Source organism: Streptomyces sp. CA-249302, from assembly GCF_050936785.1.
Taxonomy (GTDB): Bacteria; Actinomycetota; Actinomycetes; order Streptomycetales; family Streptomycetaceae; genus Streptomyces.
Map to the genome: position 1 here is coordinate 5,178,908 of NZ_JBNJMG010000001.1, position 14,254 is coordinate 5,193,161.

A 14,254-nucleotide genomic window follows, 5' to 3' on the forward strand; every position below is an offset into this window, starting at 1 on the left:
GTTTGAACGCGTTGTCAGTGGCGCAGTGCACTATCGAAGGCGGAGGTGGTGCAGGTGCGGCTGGGGATCGCTCACGACTGCGACGTGCTGGTGGTCGGCGGTGGGATCGTCGGGCTGTCGACGGCGTATGCGATCACGCGTGCGGCGCCGGGGACCCGGGTGATCGTGCTGGAGAAGGAGGCGGGGCCCGCCCGGCACCAGACCGGGCGGAACAGCGGGGTCATCCACAGCGGGATCTACTACCGCCCCGGCTCGCTCAAGGCACGGTTCGCCGTCCGCGGGGCGGCGGAGATGGTCAAGTTCTGCGCGGAGTACGGCATCGCGCATGCCGTCACCGGAAAGCTGATCGTGGCCACCGAGAAGGCCGAGCTGCCCCGGCTGCACGGGCTGGTGCAGCGCGGTCGGGAGAACGGGATTCCGGTACGGGAGCTCGGTGCCGCCCAGATCGGGGAGTACGAGCCCGAGGTCGAGGGGCTCGCGGCGATACACGTCGGGACCACCGGGATCTGCGACTTCGTCGGGGTCGCCCGGCAGCTCGCGGACGCCTCGGGCGCGGAGATCCGGTACGGGGCCCGGGTCGAGCGGATCGACCGGCGCCCGGAGCTCGGGGTCGCCGTCCGCACGACCACCGGCGACGTCGTACGCGCGCGCGTGCTGGTGAACTGCGCCGGGCTGCACTGCGACGAGGTGGCCCGGCTGACCGGGGACGACCCGGAGATGCGGATCGTGCCGTTCCGCGGGGAGTACTACTCGCTGGCGCGGCCCGAGCTGGTGCGGGGGCTGGTGTATCCGGTGCCGGATCCGGCATTCCCGTTCCTCGGGGTGCACCTCACACGCGGGATCGACGGAGGCGTGCACATCGGGCCGAACGCGGTGCCGGCGCTGGCCCGCGAGGGGTACGGCTGGGGGGTCGTACAGCCGCGGGAGCTCGGCGCGACGCTGGCCTGGCCGGGGTCGTGGCGGATAGCCCGGCGGCACTGGCGCTACGGGGCCGGTGAGCTGCGGCGGTCGGTGTCCAAGGCGGCGTTCACCACGGCGGTGCGGCGGTTGCTGCCGGCGGTCCGGGTGGACGACCTGGTGCCCACGGCGGCGGGAGTGCGGGCGCAGGCGGTGCTGCGGGACGGGACGCTGGTGGACGACTTCCTGATCAAGGAGGGGGCACGGACGGTGCATGTGCTGAACGCGCCGTCCCCGGCGGCCACCGCCTCGCTGCCGATCGGGCGGGAGGTGGCGAGGAGGGCGTTGGCGACACTCGGGTCGGTGTGAGGCGAGGTCCGCACACCGGTCACGAGCTGATCATGGCTCCGTCCCCGTAAAATCGACCCCACTGTGTCTGACTCCCTCCATACCCCCGAAACCCCCCAGCCCGCCGATCACACCCCGGGCGGCCACATCGGCGAGCCCGGTGCGCACCCGGATCACACCCCTGGTGTCTCCGTCCGCCACACCCGGGCCAAGGGGGAGCCCCGGTTCCCCGACGGGCCCAAGGCCGATCCCGCGGGGTCGCACTTCGAGCGGCGGATCCGGAGTTTCCAGCCGCGGCGGAGTCGGGTGACCGCGGGGCAGGCGGACGCGTTGCAGCGGCTGTGGCCCAAGTGGGGGCTGGACATCGACGGGCAGGAAGTCATCGATCCCGTCGAGTTCTTCGGGAACGCCAACCCCGTGGTGCTGGAGATCGGGTTCGGGATGGGAGAGGCGACCGTGCAGATGGCCGCCGCCGACCCCGGCACCAACATCCTCGCCGTGGACGTGCACACGCCAGGCCAGGGCAACCTGCTCAACCTCGCCGACCAGCACGGGCTCGCCAACCTCCGGGTGGGCAACGGCGACGCCATCATCCTGCTGCGCGAGATGCTCCGCCCGGACTCGCTCGACGGGCTCCGCGTCTACTTCCCCGACCCCTGGCCCAAGAAGCGCCACCACAAGCGCCGGCTGATCCAGCCCGAGTTCCTGACCCTGGCCGCGGCCCGCATCAGACCCGGCGGCCTCGTGCACTGCGCGACCGACTGGGAGCCGTACGCCGAACAGATGCTCGAAGTGCTCGGCGCGCACCCGGACTTCGAGAACACGCAGTCCGACGGCGGTTTCGCGCCCCGTCCGGAGTTCCGGCCGCTGACCCGTTTCGAGGGGCAGGGACTGGACAAGGGACATGTCGTGAACGACCTGCTCTTCCGTCGCGTACAGCATCACAACCAGCCCCCCACCGGCGCCTGAAAGCCCCCTCCGGCAGCCCGATGCACCGTCGCGGGCGGCGCCCTCGCTCGTTAGGGTCAATGCCGTGGCCACGTGTCCCCCGTACCCGACGCACCCGCCGCACCCCGGTGGCCCGGCCGGTGGTGCGCTCAGGCACATGCGCTGGTGGCAGCGCAGGTGGGTGCGGTACAGCGCGCTGTGCACCCTGCTCGCGCTCTCCGGGCTCGTCATCCTGGCCCTGGTACGCCAACAGACCGGCACCGAGGGGTTCCTGGTCGGGCTCGGCCTCGCCGTGCTGCCCGTACCGCTTCTCATAGCCGCCTTCCGCTGGCTCGACCGGGTCGCCCCCGGCCCCTGGCGGAACCTGCTCTTCTCCTTCGCCTGGGGCGCCTGCGCGGCGGCGCTCATAGCGATCGTCGCCAACAGCTTCGCGACCCGCTGGATAGCGACGGCGACCGCGGACCCGACGAGCGCGGACACACTCGGCGCGACGGTGATAGCGCCGATCGTCGAGGAGTCCGCCAAGGCCGCGGCCGTCCTGCTCGTCTTCCTGTTCCGCAGACGGGACTTCACGGGGATCGTCGACGGCGTGGTGATAGCCGGGGTCACCGCCACCGGCTTCGCGTTCACCGAGAACATCCTCTACCTCGGCACCGCCTTCGGCACCGACCAGCTCACCGGCGACCGCGGCATCGCCTCCGTCACCGCGGCCACCTTCTTCGTCCGCGTGATCATGTCGCCCTTCGCGCACCCCCTCTTCACCGTCCTCACCGGCATCGGCTTCGGGCTCGCCGCGGCGATGGCATCCGACCGGCGCCAGGTGCGGCGCGTGCTCGTGCCGCTCACCGGGCTACTGCTCGCGATGGGCATGCACGCGATCTGGAACGGCTCGTCGTCGTTCGGCGAGTACGGGTTCTTCGGGGTGTACGCGCTGTTCATGGTGCCCGCGTTCGGGCTGCTGACCTGGCTGGCCGTCTGGACCCGGCAGCGGGAGCTGCGGACCGTGCGCGAGGAACTGCCCGCGTACGCCGCCGCCGGGTGGCTGACGCCCGCCGAGCCGTTCGCGCTGGGCTCGATGCGGGCACGGCAGCTGGCCCGCGACTACGCCGGGCACCACTTCGGCAAGCCGGCGGCGCAGGCGGTGACGCAGTACGAGGCGTACGCGACCTCGCTGGCGTTCCTGCGGCACCGGGGCCGGAAAGGCCGGGGCGGGACCGACTTCCCGCGCCGGGAACGGGAGTTGCTGAACGAGCTGTGGCTGCGGCGCGAGGTGGCCCGCCCGGCGCTGGACTACGCGGCCCGGATGACCGCACCACCGGTACCGGTGGCCGCGCCGCCCTGGCCGGTGTACGGGGCGTACGGGTACGGCTACGGGTATCCGGCGGGGCCGTATCCCTCGTACAACCCGTATCAGTCGTAGGGCTGCGGAGGTTCGGCACCGCCGGGGAACGCCGCCGTGGCGGGGCGCCGCTGCGGCGGGGAGAAGAAGCCGGCAGAGGAAGAGAACAGCGGGGATTCAGGCCGATGCCTGGGTCAGCTGCGTGAATTCCGCGTCCGTCAGGGTCAGGTCCGCCAGTCCCAGCAGTGCTGGGAGTTGTTCCACCGTCCGCGCCGACGCGATCGGGGCCGCCACCGTCGGCCGGGACGCGAGCCATGCCAGGGCGACGGTCGCGACCGGGACGCCGTGGGTCTCGGCGATCTCGTCGAGGGCCGTCAGGACGCGCTGACCCCGTTCCGACTCCACGTGCCTCGACGCGCCCGCCGCCCGCGCGCAGTCCACCGTCGTACCCGGGCGGTACTTGCCCGTCAGGAAGCCCGACGCCAGTGCGTGGTACGGGACCGCGGCCAGGCCGTAGTGGGCGGCCAGGTCCTGGAGGTCGCCCTCGTACGTACCGCGCGAGACCAGGTTGCAGTGCGGCTGCACGGCCACGTACTTGGCCAGGCCCTCGCGGTCGGAGAACTCCAGGGACGCGCGCAGCCGCTCGGCCGAGATGTTGGCCGCGGACAGGCCCGGGTACTCCGGGTGCTGGCTCACCTTGGTCGCGATCACGACGTCGGCCCGGTTGCCGCGGGCCCTTGTCCTCCCCCACTCTTCGAGCGGGGGACCCCCAGCCGACGATCGTCTCGGACTCGCCGCCCTTGTTGCCGGGCACCCAGGCCGAGTACGCGTCGGCGGTGTCCACGAAGTTGCCGCCCGCCGCCGCGTAGGCGTCCAGGACGGCGAAGGAGGCGGCCTCGTCGGCGGTCCACAACGTCAACGGGCGTGCCGGAACAGCTCATTCCGGCACGCCCGCAGAAATCCCGTGAACGTCAAAGATCCTGCAGCCGTCAGGGGTTGAGGCCCTTGCTGCGCAGCCACGTCATCGGGTCGATGCCGTCGGACTGGCCGTTCGGGTGGACCTCGAGGTGCAGGTGCGGCCCGGTCACGTTGCCGGTGGCGCCCACGCGGCCGATGACGTCACCGGTGGCGACCTTCTGGCCGACGCTCACACTGATCGACGACTGGTGGCAGAACCACAGCTCCGTACCGTCGTCGAGGGTGATGATCGTGCGGTAGCCGTACGACCCCGCCCAGCCGGCCTCCGTGACGGTGCCCGAGTGGATCGCCTTGATGAGCGTGCCCGTGGGGGCGGCGAAGTCGAGGCCCGTGTGGTAGCCGGAGGACCACATGGAGCCGGCCTGCCCGAAGGTGCCGGTGATCGTGTAGGAGCCGACCGGGAGCTTGTACTGCTTGGCGAGCTCGGCGAGCTTCGCGGCCTCGGCCGCCTTCTTGGCCGCCGCCTCCGCCTTCTCCTTGGCGGCCTTGGCCTTGGCCGCCGCGTCCTTCTCGGCCTTCGCGGCCGCGTCGTCGACCTGCTTGGCGAGCGCCGCCTCGGTGGCCGACTGCGCCTTGCTGTCGACCTGGACCTGCTGCGACTCGGCCTGCGCCATGATGCGGTCGCGCAGCGCCTCGCCCGCGCCCCTGGTGCCCTGCGCGGTGTCCTCGGTGGTCACGCCGACGTTGCTGAGCGCGGTCGCGGAGCCCTTGGGGGCGTCCGAGGAGCCGCCGAACACGCCGCCGACGGAGGGCAGATCGGGCATCGAGATGGAGACCGGCGGCTTGCCGGTGTTGGCGCTGGCCATACCGCCCGCGCCGACGGCGGCTATGACGCCGACGCCGAGAACCGTGGAGCTGCGGGCGAGTCCTCCGCCGCGCTGCTTGGCGACACGGTGCCGGCCGCGTACCGGAGCGAGGGACTCCGCGGTGGGGTTCCACTCCTCCCACTGACCCTCGTCGGTGCGGGGGCCGGGGAAACCGAAGGGCTCGGTACTCGGCACGAACGGGGCTGCCGGGGCAGGCGGGTTGGACGCCACGTGGGCGTGCTCCTTTCCTTCCTTCTCGCCTACCGGGTTAGCTGACGGGTTCGGAGCAGGAAGGTCTCCTACGCGCGTATACCTGCCGTGTTCCCACGACGGGATCCGTGCGATTCACCCCAGGGTGGTGGTTCCCCGGTTCCCTTGCGGGATTCGGCGCGTGCGCACGGAGCCGCCATTGTGACGGCTGGGACGACCGCGCTGCGTTATCGAACGTTAATAGACCCGGGGGGCCGTTTCCAAGCTGTTCGGCTTGATCATTAACGAATCCTGCCTGGACGTAGGGCCCATGCCCGGCGAAAAACGGGCGAGTTGACCAGACCTCAGGATCTTCACAGCTATTGACGGTATGTCAGTCGTTATGCGGAGGGGGACCGCCCGATCACCACCGGTGACGACAATCAGGGTCTCAGTACGGCGAGCAGCGCCATGTCGTCCGTGGTGCCGTCCCCGGTGTGCCGGCGGACCTCGCGCGCGAGGGTGTCGAGCAGCGCGCCGGGCTCGCGGAAGACCCGGCCGGCCAGCCGGGCCGCGGGGTCGTAGAACTCCCCGTGCCCGTCCCGCGCCTCGGACAGTCCGTCGGTGTGGAGCAGCAGGGTGGCTCCGCCGGGGAACTTCGCCTCTTCGGCACGGTCCGGCCACGCCCCCAACTCGCCCATCCCCAGCGGCAGTGCGGGCTCGCCCGCGTGCAGGGTGCGCACGGTGCCGTCGGAGCAGAGGAGCAGCGGCGGCGGATGGCCGCGGTTGACGAGCCTCACCACCCCGTCCCCGTGCGGGAGTTCGGCGAGCACGGCGGTGGTGAACCCCTCGTAGGCGTCGAGTCCCGCGCGCCGGGCGCCCTCCCGGGCCAGCGCCCGGTCCAGTCGTCCCGCGACCGCTTCAAGGCTCGCCTCCTGCTCGGCGGCCTCCCGGAAGGCCCCGATGACGACGGCGACGGCGGCCACCGCGCCCATCCCCTTGCCCCGCACATCACCGACGACGAGCCGGACGCCGTACGGGGTGTCCTGCACCGCGTACAGGTCGCCGCCGATGAAGGCGTCCTTCTGCGCCGCCTCGTACCGCGCCGCGATGGCGAACCCGCCGATCCGCTCGGCCGGTTCGGGCAGTACGGCACGCTGGGCGGCCTCGGCGATCTCGCGGGTGGAGGCGAGCCGGGCGTCACCGCGGGCCACCACCCGGTTGATGCCGACCGCGAGCAGGGCGACCGTGGCCACGGTGGCGGCCTCGGTGAGGGTGTCGGCGTCCGGGCCCCAGCCGAATCTGACGTGCACCCCGTAGGCGGCGAGGACGGCCACGGCACCGGTGGCCGCGGTGGCGGCGAGCGAGAGGACGGGGGCGGCGACGAGCGGGGCGGCCGTGAAGAAGGGGATGGCCGTGAAGTCCTTCGGGGTGAGGCCGTCGTACAGGATCCCGCCGATGATCAGCAGGGCGGGCAGCACCCGGACGAGCGCGACGGCGTCGCGGGACAGCCGCCCGCCGGCTCTCGTGTACGGCCGCCGCTCATGATCCACATGTCCAGGCTTCCCGGAGCGGGGGCCGGCGGCGAGCGGTGTGGGCCGACCGAATGACGCAGGTGAGCAGGGGCGGGAGCAAACCGTGGTGCTGAGCGTCCCGCGGATGGCGTATGCTGGTGACACACCGACGCGGGGTGGAGCAGCTCGGTAGCTCGCTGGGCTCATAACCCAGAGGTCGCAGGTTCAAATCCTGTCCCCGCTACTCAAGGCCGAGGGCCGGAATCCAGTCACTGGATTCCGGCCCTCGGTGTTTCAGGCTCCGGGGTTGCCCGCGTGGGTCAGCGTCTCCCAGGAGACGAAGAGGTCGTCGGTACCGGCCGGGCGGGTCTCCTCGGCGAGCTTGTGGGCGTAGGGGACCTTGACGTCGAGGCGGTTCTCCAGGTGGTTGAGGGCCACCTCCAGGTCGGGGCCCATGTTCCGGTCGACCTTGCCGCCGCACAGCCAGGCCGGCGGGTTCTCGCCCATCTGGTAGCGGGCGTGGAAGTCGAGCGCCGCTTTGAGCCGGTCCTTGACCTCGCCGTACAGGTCGACGCCCTGGTGCCAGGCGGTCTCGGCGATGTGCGCGGTGGCCGCGAGGGAGTAGCCGACGTGCTTGAAGTTGCGGCAGGTCTCCTGGGCAAGACCGTCCTTGAACCGGGTCTGCTTGAACCAGTACGTCGTCAGCTTCTGCGGGGTGTTCACGGTGGAGCCGGCCGGGGTGAGCGGCACCTGGCCGTCCTTCTCCAGGTAGAAGTAGGCGGGCACCCGGTTGCGGAAGCGCTTGAGGGCCGCGTCGAATGCCTTGTGGTCGTTGGTGAAGACGGCGATCCCGATGGCCGCGTCGGTCATCGCGAGGTCCCAGTTGCCGTTGTAGTCGGGCAGGTTCTGGGTGACCTGGGGCTGGTAGGCGGTGCGCAGCATCCGCTCGAACCGCTGGACCCGGTCCGCCGGCCAGCCGGCCCCCGGCGCGTACCGCACGATCTCCGCGGCCCGTGCCCAGGTCGACCCGGCCCACGCGGTCTGAAGCCCCGCGTCCTCCTCGGTGTGCCGCTTGATCTTCGCCGACCAGGCGTCCATGATCTCGCGGGCCTTCAGCGCGTGCTGCTGCTTGCCGGTGACGCTGTAGAGCAGGGCCTGCGTGTAGGCGGCGATGGCGTCCTGCCGCTCCTCGACACACCCGTGCGCTGGCTTGTCGCCCCACGGGCAGTCGACGTGCTCGTACGGCTCCGGCGCGTACTTGTACGACCCGTACTTGCTGTCCCGCATGTCCAGATACGCCTTCAGCCACGGCTGCTTCCCGGCCGTCACGTTCTTTCGTACGGCGTCCAGCTGGGCCTTGTCGACGAGCACACCGGGGTGCGTGAAGGAGGCGTCCGGGGGCAGGGCACGGGCCATGGTCCGGGACCCGGTTTCGGTGGCGCCGCATGAGGCGACGGCCGCGGTGAGCAGGGGCACGAGCAGAAGTGCCGCCGCTCGCCTGGGAACTGACCTCATGGGTGTTACCTCCGCATTTGTTCACACCGGGTCACGAGCAGCGTGACCCGGTGTGAGCGGAGGCGCAGGATCTGATGGGCCGATCGGACCGAGAAGCCCGATACCGCTCAGCCCAGGAGGTGGCCGTTCGGGGCCTTCGCCCGGTCCTCGAACTCCGGGAGTACGACGACCTCGACGCCCTGTGCCGTGAGCAGGCCGTTTCCGTCCGCCGCCGTCACGAACGTGTCCGGCTCGCGCCAGGACGTGACCACCCGGCGTACTCCCGCGTCGAGGATCAGGCGGGCGCACGGTTTCGGGCGGGAGGCTCGGTGGGCGCAGGGCTCCAGGCTGCTGTAGACCGTCGCGCCGGGCAGGCGCGGGTCGGCCGGGTCCAGCTTGGCCAGGGCCGCCTCCTCCGCGTGGACCACCGGGTCGTCGCCCTCGCGGGAGTGGCCGCGGGCCAGTTCGGTGCCGTCGGCGGCGACGACGACCGCGCCGACGCTGAAGGCGGTCCGGGAGGGCGGACACAGGGCCGCGAGTTCGCAGGCGAGGGCGAGCCAGTGGTGGTCGGCGGCGGACGGGAGGGCTCCGGCGCCGGGGGCCGTGGGCTCGTAGCGCATCAGGACCACGTCCTCGATCCGCCGGCTCTCCAGCAGGCGCAGGCGGCCGCCCTGGTAGCCGCCGGGACCGAAAAGGCGCGGGGCCTCCGGGTCGCCGACGAACAACGGGGCCAGGACCAGCTGGAGTTCGTCCGCCAGGCCCTGCTGGAGGAGTTGGGTGTGGATCGTGCCGCCGCCCTCGACCATGAGGCGCCGTACCCCTCGTACCTCGTGGAGGTGCTCCAGGAGGCGGCGCCAGTCGAGGTCGGGGCCGAGGGGGACGATGTCGGCGGACAGGCCCGGGGTGCGGGCTCGCTCCGCGCCCTTCTCCGTCGTAAAGACGACCTTGTCCCCGCCCGTGTGCCAGAAGTTCGCCGTCGGGTCGAGGTCTCCGGAGCCGCTGACCGTGACCTTGAGGGGGTACTCCGGCTTTCCGGATGCCACCCGGGCCGCGCGGCGCTCCGGTGAGTTCACCAGGAGCCGGGGGTTGTCGGCGCGGATCGTGCCGGCGCCGACGAGGATGGCGTCCACGGAGGCACGGACCTCGTCCACGCGGTCGAAGTCGGCCGGGGACGAGAGCAGCAGGCGCTCGGGGCCGGTGTCGTCGAGGTAGCCGTCGAGGGAGACGGCGGCGGACAGCAGGACGTACGGGTACGGCATCGGACGCGCTCACTCTCGACGGCGGGCGGGGTTCGGCTCGGGACGGGCAGGGGCTCGGGACGGGCAGGGGCTCGGGGCCGGTCGGGCGGGGCCCGGTCCAAGTCCGGCGGGCGGGTCTTGGTTCAAGTTTGAAACAAACCTACACTGGTGGCATGACGACTCGCTGGCTCACTCCCGAGGAGCAGCGCGCCTGGCGCGCGTACATCGCCGCGGCGCACCTCCTGGAGGACGCGCTCGACCGGCAGCTCCAGCAGGACGCCGGCATGCCCCACCTGTACTACTCCATCCTGGCCAACCTCTCCGACGAGCCCGACCACCGGCTGCGGATGACCGACCTCGCCGAGCGGACGAAGATCACCCGCAGCCGGCTGACGTACGCCGTGACCCGGCTGGAGAAGGACGGGCTGATCCGGCGCGAGAACTGCCAGTGGGACAAGCGCAGCAGCTTCGCCGCCCTCACGGACGAGGGGATGGCGGCGCTGGAGCGCACGGCGCCCGGGCATGTGGAGACGGTACGAGCCTTCCTGTTCGACCACCTCAGCGAGGAGCAGGTCGGACAGCTGGAGGAGATCTTCACGCAGGTCACGCAGGCGCTGGAGGCGGACGGGACGCGGCCGTCGGCGGACGAGGTGCCGTGGCGGCGGCGGTCGTCATCGTCGCCGTGCTCGGGGCCGGCGGACGACTGAGCCGTACCGAGTGAGAGCTGTGCCATAAACGCGTTGCTTCAAATTTAAAGCATGGGGTAGGGTCGCTGACCATGGATCTGCTTCAAAACTGAAGCAGATACGGACGGACCCCGGAGACCCGCATGCCCGACTTCCCCGCCGCCACCCAGCGCTCCCGCGTCCGGGTGCCGCTGCGCTTCCAGGACGGCTACAGCGTCGACGCCGAACTGGTCACCTTCCACGGCCTCACCGACGGACAGGAACACCTCGCCGTCGTCCTCGGCGACCCCGCCCCCGGCGCCACCCCGCTGGTCCGGCTGCACTCCGAGTGCCTCACCGGCGACGTCTTCGGCTCGGCCCGCTGCGACTGCGGCCCGCAGCTGCGCGAGGCGGTCGAGCGGATAGCGGAGCGCGGGGGCGTGCTGCTCTACCTGCGCCAGGAGGGGCGGGGCATCGGCCTCTACAACAAGCTCGACGCGTACGCCCTCCAGGACCAGGGGCTCGACACGTACGAGGCGAACGCGGCGCTCGGGCTGCCCGAGGACGACCGCGACTACACGGCGGCCGCGCAGATGCTGCGGGCCCTCGGCATCGACGAGCTGGACCTGCTGTCCAACAACCCCGACAAGGCCAACCAGCTGCGCGGGCTCGGCATCTCGGTCCGCGACCGCGTCCCGACCGGCGTCTTCACCACCGCCCACAACGTGCGCTACCTGCGCGCGAAGGTCCTTCAGACCCAGCACACGCTGCCGCTGGGCCAGCTGACGGAGCTCAACGCGGGGTGACGCCCCTGCGGGTGGCGGCGCCCATGAGGTGGCGGCGCCCGAAACAGACAGACGGGAAGAACGGACGCCGCCGTCACGAACGTAAAGCGGCGACGGTTCGAGTGTCAACAATTTCGTTGACCTCTTACCTGCTCTTCAGACGCCTGCTCTTCAGACGCCCGCTCTTCAGCGAGCTCACCACACGCAGGGCAGCACCACGTCGATCACCGTCGGGCCGCCGACCGGGCTGGAGACCTCCATGGTGCCGTCCAGCGCCGCGACCCGCCGCCGCATTCCGAGAAGTCCCGAGCCGCCGTTATCATCGGCGCCGCCGTGGCCCTCGTCGGCCACCCGGACGCGCAACCCGCGCTTGAACCGGGCGAGTTGGACCGCGGCGACCGGTGAGCCGCTGTACTTGGCCGCGTTGGTGAGGGCCTCGGCGACCACGAAGTAGGCGGCCGCCTCCACCGCGGCCGGTGCCCGCAGGCCGTCGTCCTCCAGGCGGTCCACCTCCACGGAGACCCTGAGCCCGCTGCTCGCGGCCAGCGCCCGCACGGCGCCGACCAGGCCGCGGTCGGTGAGGATCGGCGGGTGGATGCCACGCACGACGTGCCGCAGCTCGGTCAGCGCCTGCTCGGCCTGCGCCTGGGCCTCGTCCAGCAGCTTGCGCGCGGTCTCCGGGTCGCGGTCGTACGCCCTCTTGGCCAGGCCGATCCGCATCGACAGGGCGACCAGGTTGGCCTGCGCGCCGTCGTGCAGATCGCGTTCGATACGGCGCAGCTCGGCGCCGTGGGCCGCGATGGCGTCGGCACGGGTCGCGGCCAACTCCTCGACGCGGGCGGTGAGTTGGGCCTTGGGGGACGGCTTGAGCAGGGCGGTGGACCAGTCGGCCTCCAGGTCCGCGATCCGGACGATGAGGGGGAGGACGACGGGGTCACGGCCCAGCAGACCGCTCCAGACGCCGTCGACGACCAGGGCGAACGGCCACAGCGGCAGGGCGAGGGCGAGCAGGGCGCCGTAGAAGTAGTAGGCGAACATCCAGCGCATGTCGGTGAAGGTGCCGGGGTCGCGGACGGCGATGAGGATGCGCTCGCGCACGGTACCGGTGATCGGCTGGTAGGCCTCGGGGATCTTCTGGCCGGTCCACGCGGCCGTCAACCTCCGCTTGGCGCCGGCGATCCGGCGGATGATCAGCACCGTCTCGGGCAGCAGCCAGGCGCCGACCACGGCCAGGGTGCCGATGGCCGTGATGAGCAGCACGGTGACGAATATCCACAGACCGAAGGCCATCGCCGCGGCCAGCACGAGATGGACGGTGGCCCGTCCGGCCTGCCGCAACATTTTCCGCATACCGCCACGCTAGGCGACGGGGGGTGGTAGGCGCGGTGTAGTGGGCTACACCATTGGGGGTGGGGAGGGGGCCGGCGCGGGGGTCGGCGCGGGGGTCGGCGCGGGGGTCGGCGCGGGGGTCGGCGCGGGGGTCGGCGCGGGGGTCGGCGCGGGGGTCGTCAGGGGCAGAGGGGCGGTCGGCTTCGTCCCGGGGCGTTCTCGGCTTCCTCGGGGCCTACGGCGCTTCCCTCCGGGGCGATCTCGGCTTCCTCGGGATCTACAGCCGTCACTCCCGGGCGATCTCGACTCCCTCGGGATCTACAGCCTTCACTCCCGGGCGATCTCGACTCGCTCAGGACCCGTGGCCCTTCCCTCCGCCGGGGCGATCTCGATGGCGATGTCGCCCGCCGCCGTCCGGGCCGCTCTCCGGCTGTCCTCGCGGGTGCGGCCCGTCGCCAGGACGTGGCACAGGCGGTCCGTGTTGGAGCCGGTCCTGGTGACCGTGTCGCCGACGGCCACGCGGTGGACCACGTCGTGGACCCCGGGGGCGTGGCGGGCCGCCTCGGTTCCGGTGATCGCGGTGATACGGCCGTCCGACGGGGCCGTCAGGTGGAAGAGGCAGGCCGCGGCCTCGGTGCGCGGGGCGAGGAGGGGCAGGCCGAGGAGGCCGCGCAGGACCTGTTCGGCGCAGGGGACTCCGGTGGCGAGGTCGATGGCGCGGTGGATGCCGGCGCCGACCAGACGCGTGTTGATCTCGACGAGGACGGGCCCGGAGTCGGTGAGCACGACCTCGAAGTGGAAGGGGCCGTTGCGGTAGCCGAGGGCCTTGCACACGGCGGCCGCGTAGTCGTCCAGGTCGGGGTGGAGCGAGTCGGTGGCGAAGGCGACGCTGGTCTCGACGTAGTACGGCGGCGGGCCCAGGGTGCGGTCGCTGTGCCCCCAGATCTCCAGCCGTCCGTCGACGACCATGCCCTCGGCGCTGACCAGCGGCCCCCGCAGTTCCTGTTCGCACAGCAGCGTGCCGGCCGGGACGACCCCGTCGCCGTAACCACCGCGCAGCCGGTGCGCGTCGACCGCGTGTCGCAGGTCGTCCACGGTCGTGGCGCGCACGGTGTCGAGGCTGGAGAAGCCGTCGACGGGCTTGACGACGATCGGCGGCGGGACCGGCAGCCCGCTGACCGACCGACCCGGCGGTATCGCCGCCCAACGGGCGTTGGGCACGCCGTGCTCGTCGAGGCGGGCCCGCACGGCGGCCTTGTCGTTCCAGCCGCCGGTCGGCCAGTCCGGGTTGGCGGTGTCGAGGCGCAGCCGGGTCGCCGCCTGCTGGGCGATACCGGCGAAGGGGTCGACCCAGCTGACCAGCGCGTCGGGGCGCTGCCGGACCAGTGCCTCGGCGACGGCGTCCGCGCTGGTGGTGTCGGCACGGACCCAGATGTCGACGAGCTCACCGACGACCGGTTCGAGCCGCTCGCGGTGCGCGGTGACGAGGGTGGTGACCACACCGAGCCGCCGAGCGGCCCGCAGCCCGGAGACACCGTTGGCGTGCGGGTTCGGCGAGGAGGCGGGCGGCAACAACTCGACGAAAGCGACGGCTGCGGTGGGGCGGGGGCCGGGGTGGGGGCTGGGTGAGGTGAAACGCGGGCCGGGTGAGGCGGGATGGAGACCGCGGGAGGCGGGATGAGGGCTGGGTGAGGCGGAGCGCGGGCTGGGTGGGGCGGAGCGCG

Annotated in this window: 11 protein-coding genes, 1 tRNA gene, 1 pseudogene and 1 riboswitch; of the genes and pseudogenes, 6 read left to right on the plus strand and 7 right to left on the minus strand. The window is 71.9% G+C overall.

Annotated elements, in window-relative coordinates:
• Positions 1-45 precede the first annotated feature (45 nt).
• The 3 genes from lhgO (at position 46) to ACQEWB_RS23220 (ending at position 3,613) form a co-directional block, all read left to right on the plus strand.
• A complete protein-coding gene (gene lhgO, locus ACQEWB_RS23210) occupies positions 46-1,266 on the plus strand; it encodes an L-2-hydroxyglutarate oxidase (protein WP_432834007.1) in 1,221 nt (406 codons plus the stop codon).
• 63 nt (positions 1,267-1,329) lie between these two features.
• Complete coding sequence (gene trmB, locus ACQEWB_RS23215) at positions 1,330-2,214, plus strand: tRNA (guanosine(46)-N7)-methyltransferase TrmB (protein ID WP_432834009.1); 885 nt, start codon at positions 1,330-1,332, stop codon at positions 2,212-2,214.
• A 64-nt stretch (positions 2,215-2,278) separates the two neighbouring features.
• Positions 2,279-3,613, plus strand: coding sequence for a PrsW family intramembrane metalloprotease (locus tag ACQEWB_RS23220; protein ID WP_432834011.1), 1,335 nt, complete (start codon positions 2,279-2,281; stop codon positions 3,611-3,613).
• A gap of 96 nt (positions 3,614-3,709) precedes the next feature.
• Here the strand turns inward: ACQEWB_RS23220 and ACQEWB_RS23225 are convergent.
• The 3 genes and pseudogenes from ACQEWB_RS23225 to ACQEWB_RS23235 form a co-directional block, all read right to left on the minus strand.
• A pseudogene (locus ACQEWB_RS23225) lies at positions 3,710-4,451 on the minus strand (aldo/keto reductase).
• A gap of 70 nt (positions 4,452-4,521) precedes the next feature.
• Positions 4,522-5,547: a M23 family metallopeptidase gene (locus ACQEWB_RS23230; RefSeq protein ID WP_432834013.1), complete on the minus strand. Its 1,026-nt coding sequence runs from the start codon at positions 5,545-5,547 to the stop codon at positions 4,522-4,524.
• Positions 5,548-5,558: 11 nt separating this feature from the next.
• Positions 5,559-5,716, minus strand: a riboswitch (cyclic di-AMP (ydaO/yuaA leader).
• Positions 5,717-5,948: 232 nt separating this feature from the next.
• Positions 5,949-7,058, minus strand: coding sequence for a PP2C family protein-serine/threonine phosphatase (locus tag ACQEWB_RS23235; protein WP_432834015.1), 1,110 nt, complete (start codon positions 7,056-7,058; stop codon positions 5,949-5,951).
• Positions 7,059-7,189: 131 nt separating this feature from the next.
• Here ACQEWB_RS23235 and ACQEWB_RS23240 point away from each other — a divergent pair.
• Positions 7,190-7,263: transfer RNA gene (locus tag ACQEWB_RS23240), tRNA-Met, on the plus strand.
• Between the two features lie 50 nt (positions 7,264-7,313).
• Here ACQEWB_RS23240 and ACQEWB_RS23245 read toward each other — a convergent pair.
• The gene (locus ACQEWB_RS23245; RefSeq protein WP_432834017.1) at positions 7,314-8,534 is read right to left on the minus strand and encodes an alginate lyase family protein; all 1,221 of its coding nucleotides are present in this window, start codon (positions 8,532-8,534) and stop codon (positions 7,314-7,316) included.
• A 107-nt stretch (positions 8,535-8,641) separates the two neighbouring features.
• Entirely contained in the window at positions 8,642-9,772 is a 1,131-nt protein-coding gene (locus ACQEWB_RS23250) for a dihydrofolate reductase family protein (RefSeq protein WP_432834019.1), read from the minus strand.
• Positions 9,773-9,924: 152 nt separating this feature from the next.
• Between ACQEWB_RS23250 and ACQEWB_RS23255 the strand changes: the two genes are divergently transcribed.
• Both ACQEWB_RS23255 and ACQEWB_RS23260 read left to right on the plus strand, forming a co-directional pair.
• Entirely contained in the window at positions 9,925-10,458 is a 534-nt protein-coding gene (locus ACQEWB_RS23255; protein ID WP_432834021.1) for a MarR family winged helix-turn-helix transcriptional regulator, read from the plus strand.
• Between the two features lie 122 nt (positions 10,459-10,580).
• Positions 10,581-11,222 carry a GTP cyclohydrolase II gene (locus ACQEWB_RS23260; RefSeq protein ID WP_432834023.1) on the plus strand — a complete coding sequence of 214 codons (642 nt, stop codon included), beginning with the start codon at positions 10,581-10,583 and terminating at the stop codon, positions 11,220-11,222.
• 174 nt (positions 11,223-11,396) lie between these two features.
• Here ACQEWB_RS23260 and ACQEWB_RS23265 read toward each other — a convergent pair whose 3' ends face one another.
• Both ACQEWB_RS23265 and ACQEWB_RS23270 read right to left on the minus strand, forming a co-directional pair.
• Positions 11,397-12,551 (minus strand): histidine kinase, encoded by a 1,155-nt coding sequence (locus ACQEWB_RS23265; protein ID WP_432834025.1) that lies wholly within the window; start codon positions 12,549-12,551, stop codon positions 11,397-11,399.
• 306 nt (positions 12,552-12,857) lie between these two features.
• On the minus strand, positions 12,858-14,102 hold the full coding sequence (locus ACQEWB_RS23270; protein WP_432834027.1) for an ATP-grasp domain-containing protein: 1,245 nt from the start codon (positions 14,100-14,102) through the stop codon (positions 12,858-12,860).
• Positions 14,103-14,254 lie beyond the last annotated feature (152 nt).

What these genes read in the sequence shown, in the direction of transcription:
- ACQEWB_RS23260 (WP_432834023.1), top strand. Translation starts at nt 10,581, where the DNA reads ATGCCCGACTTCCCCGCCGCCACCCAGCGCTCCCGCGTCCGGGTGCCG.
- ACQEWB_RS23245 (WP_432834017.1), bottom strand. Translation starts at nt 8,534, where the DNA reads ATGAGGTCAGTTCCCAGGCGAGCGGCGGCACTTCTGCTCGTGCCCCTG.
- ACQEWB_RS23250 (WP_432834019.1), bottom strand. Translation starts at nt 9,772, where the DNA reads ATGCCGTACCCGTACGTCCTGCTGTCCGCCGCCGTCTCCCTCGACGGC.
- ACQEWB_RS23265 (WP_432834025.1), bottom strand. Translation starts at nt 12,551, where the DNA reads ATGCGGAAAATGTTGCGGCAGGCCGGACGGGCCACCGTCCATCTCGTG.
- ACQEWB_RS23255 (WP_432834021.1), top strand. Translation starts at nt 9,925, where the DNA reads ATGACGACTCGCTGGCTCACTCCCGAGGAGCAGCGCGCCTGGCGCGCG.